The sequence below is a fragment of the Actinomycetota bacterium genome, from assembly GCA_005774595.1.
In the GTDB taxonomy this organism is placed as follows: domain Bacteria; phylum Actinomycetota; class Coriobacteriia; order Anaerosomatales; family D1FN1-002; genus D1FN1-002.
Genome location: VAUM01000193.1, coordinates 1 through 3,698, shown reverse-complemented (window position 1 = coordinate 3,698; position 3,698 = coordinate 1). Strand labels below are relative to the sequence as shown.

At 73.1% G+C, this 3,698-nt stretch carries 2 protein-coding genes; one reads left to right on the top strand and one right to left on the bottom strand.

Annotated features, from left to right (window positions below):
* Positions 1-145: 145 nt before the first annotated feature.
* A complete protein-coding gene (locus FDZ70_07675) occupies positions 146-2,872 on the bottom strand; it encodes a hypothetical protein (protein TLM73419.1) in 2,727 nt (908 codons plus the stop codon).
* Positions 2,873-2,968: 96 nt separating this feature from the next.
* Here FDZ70_07675 and FDZ70_07670 point away from each other — a divergent pair.
* On the top strand, positions 2,969-3,698 hold a 730-nt coding region (locus tag FDZ70_07670; GenBank protein TLM73418.1), incomplete at its 3' end, for a glycosyltransferase family 4 protein.

The following is a 3,698-nucleotide window of genomic DNA, read 5'->3' as shown; positions in this document are numbered from 1 at the left end:
CTCGGGGATGGATATAGGAGCCAGCCCAGCTCGCGCGGGTCGCGCTGGCCGTGGTGCTGGCGCTCGCGGGCATCGCGGGGGCGCTGTGGATCGCTCCGCGCGAGCTGGGCCTGCGCGAGGCGCTGCGCGCGGGGGCCGTCGCCGGCTAGGGCCGGAGCGTCACGATCCGGTAGTCCTCGGTGTCGGCCGTGACGGTCGCTGCGTGCGCGTGCACGTACTCCGCCATCGGGTGGGACCAACCGTACGCGCCGATCCGAGTGCCGAGCGCGTCGCTCAGGCGGATCACCGCCACGCGCGGAGCCGTGCCACGTGCGGCGAACCACTCGTGCGGCATGGCCAGCCCGGCCGAGCCGCCCGGCATGTTGCCCCGATAGCCGACCGCCGGGCCGGCGGCAGTGCCGGGCGCGAGAAGGTAGGCCGCCGGGAAGTCATCGAACGCGGTCAGCGGACCGTCGCCCGCGGCGACGAGGTCGGTCCGCAGCGACTCGAGCGCGCCCGCGCGTTCGGCCGTCGTCCAGAGGCCGGCGTATGGGCCATCGGCCACCAGCGCGGCCTGCGCGCCGATCGAGGCGTCGCCGGGGACGACGGCGAACTGGTAGGCCACCGCGATCGCGCACGCGCCTGCGGCCAGGGCGAAGGCGGTCGGCAGACGGGTCGTGGGTACCGCGCGCGGGCGGATGCCGGAGAGCGCCGCCATCGCGGCGAACAGAGTGAGCGTGACCGGCAGGGAGCCGAGTGTGCGCGCCGGTGTGTCCGCCCACGGCAGGAGCGTGGCCGCGAAGACGAGGACGAGCACTGCGCCCGCACGCCTCCCGCGCACATGGGCGAACCATGCGAGTGCCGCAGCGACCAGCAGCGGCCAGTACGCGCCGAGGTACTCCCGGACGGCGAGCTCCGCGGCGCTCCAGCCGGCGATCACCGGTGTGTTCGCGAGTGCGTAGGCGGCCACCTGCGCGCGCGCGTCCGCCCCGGCGAGCGCCCATGCGACGAGCCCGGGCGCGATGCTCGCGAGCGCGACGAGCCCCGCTCCCGCGCCGCACGCGATCCGCAGCCGGCGGCTGCGGCGCTCATCGAGGGCGAGCAGCACGAGCCCCGCGGTGAGGAGCGTCAGCGTGGCCGCCAGGTGCGCGCCGCCGCTCGCGGTCACCGAGCCGGAGAGCAGCGCGACCGCCGCGGCCGCGGCAGGCAGTGCGACCGCGGGCCGGACCCACCGCGTGAGCGCCGCGGCGAGCGCGACGACGGCGCCGGCGGCCAGCGCGAGATGCGCGCCGCGCAGCCCGATCACGAGCCCGTCCCATCCGGCGACGGCATGCCATGCCTTGGCGAACGGGACGAAGAGCACCGCCGCGGCCTGGCCGCCGCCGAGTTCGTCGACGAAGGGGCGCCCGCCCTCGGCGAAGCGGCGCACCATCGCGGCGAAGGTGCTCTCGGCACCGGGGTCGATGCCGAACGGCAGGCGGCCTGCCAGTGCGGCGAACACGAGCAACCCTGCGGCCAGGCCGAGGCGGTCGAGCACGCGGCCGAGCTGCTCGCGATCGACCGGTGCACAGGCGGGCGCCGTCGGCCCGGCAGGCTCTTCGGCCGACGAGAGCAGCCAGAGCATGACGAGGCCCACAACGATGCCGTGCGTGAGCATCGACGTCGGCAGGTCGGAGCTGGTGAACACCGAGAAGAACGGGGCGATGACGACGGAGAGCCCGAGCCAGCGCGGCAGTCTTCCTTTCGCCAGCGCGTCGGAGACGGACAGCAGCCAGCCCACGACGAGGCCGAAACCGATCGCCCCCCAGGCGCCGAAGTGCATGTAGCCGGTGCCGAGGAACCCGGTGTTCGCCGACATCCTCGGCAGGTCGTAGAGATAGCGGCCGATCAGCTGGGGCGGGGCGAGGTCGAACGGGTAGGTGAAGAAGCGGCCGAGCACGCCGTTCGACATGAGCACGTGCCCGGCGCGGCCGAAGAAGTCGTAGTACGCGTAGTCGAGCACCGCGGGCGTGAACACCACGCGGCGGACGAGCAGGCTCGGGAAGACCGCCTCGCCGCGAGTCACGTAGAGCACGACCCCGAGCGCGGACAGCCCGGCGAGCGTCCAGACCAACGCGTGGTCGGGCAGCCGCAGGCGGTCGAGCGCGTACAGGCCCACGACGAGCGCCGGATAGAAGAGCACCGACTTGTGCAGGGTGAGTCCGAACAGGGCCACCTGGGCCACGAGCGCGGCGGCGAGCCACGCCCACTTCCGCCGGTGGAGCGACCAGGCGATCAGCACCAGGTTGAACACCTTGAACGACCAAACGATGAGGTACGCGAACAGGCCGCCGGACGCTGCGGCGGTCGCCCGCGCACGGAAGTCGTAGACAGCCGTCCAGTCCAGCGTGAAGTTCTCGAGCCCGCCGCGTGCGAGGATCCAGGCGAGGCTCGCGACGACGCCGACGGCGCACACAGCCAGCGCGATCGCGGCGCCTGTGCGTACTCGGGGGACCTTCGGGAAGGGCACGAGCCGGCCGAGCAGGACGGCCGCGTACGAGCCGAGCATGAGGTACGTGGCGACGCGTGGTTCGTCCCGGAGCCCGTACATCGACAGCACCGGCACGATGGGTATGGCGAACAGCAGGACCACGAGCACGTCCGACGCCCGGCGGCGGGAGCAGGAGAGCGCGACAAGGACGGCCATCGCGAGCATGAGCACCCACGACTCGGCCACCTTGGCCCAGTCGACGTCGAGCGTGAACCCGAGGTGGCGGTAGCGCGGCTCGAGGAAGAGGAAGTACGCGGCGTCCAGCGCAAGGCGGTAGGCGGCGACCGAGGCGACGAGCGCAGCTGTCCGGCCGCCGGCGCGTGCGTCGTCCGTGCCGCCACCCGATGTCGCGTCCCCTGTCATCAGGCGCACACTAGCAGGAGGCGCGATGCCGGGTCGAGGCGCGGTGGGCTCGTATAGACTTGAGCGGACGTCCACCCCCGCCGAAGCGGAGCCCGCGTGAAGATCGCGCACCTCACGAGCGTGCACTCCGCGGACGACGTGCGCATCCTGCACCGCGAATGTGCGTCGCTCGCACGCGAGGGGCACGACGTGGCGTTCATCTGCGGCCGTGGGGACGCCGAGGCGGGCGAGCGACTCGGCGTACGCATCGTGCCGGTACGCCCGGCGCGGGGCCGCCTCGGCAGGATGCTCGTGGTGACCGGTCGCGTCCTGCGAGCCGCGCTACGCGAGCGCGCGGACCTGTACCACTACCACGACCCGGAGCTGCTCGGCGCCGCTCTCGTGCTGCTGGTGCTCGGCAAGCGCGTCGTGTTCGACGTGCACGAGGACCTGCCGAAGCAGATCCTCACGAAGCACTGGATCCCCGGACCGCTGAGACGCATGACATCCGCGTTCGCCCGCGCGCTCGAGCGTCCGACCGCGCATGCGATGAGCGGCGTCGTGGCCGCGATCCCGTCGGTGCTGCCGGCCTTCCCGGCGCGCCACGTCGCGCTCGTGCAGAACTTCCCGACACTCGCCGAGTTCTGTGACGTCCCCGAACGGCCTGTCGAGCGGTCCGGCGCGCCGAAGGTCGGGTTCTTCGGCGGCATCTCGGCTATCCGGGGTGCGACCGAGATCGTCGCCGCGATCGGGCGATGCACGGATCCCGACGTGCGGCTCGTGCTAGCGGGCGCGTTCACGCCCGCCGCGCTCGAGGACGAGGTCCGTGAGCTGCCCGGGTGGGAGC

Coding starts and splice junctions, on each gene's coding strand:
- FDZ70_07675 (TLM73419.1), bottom strand. CDS start 2,872: ATGACAGGGGACGCGACATCGGGTGGCGGCACGGACGACGCACGCGCC.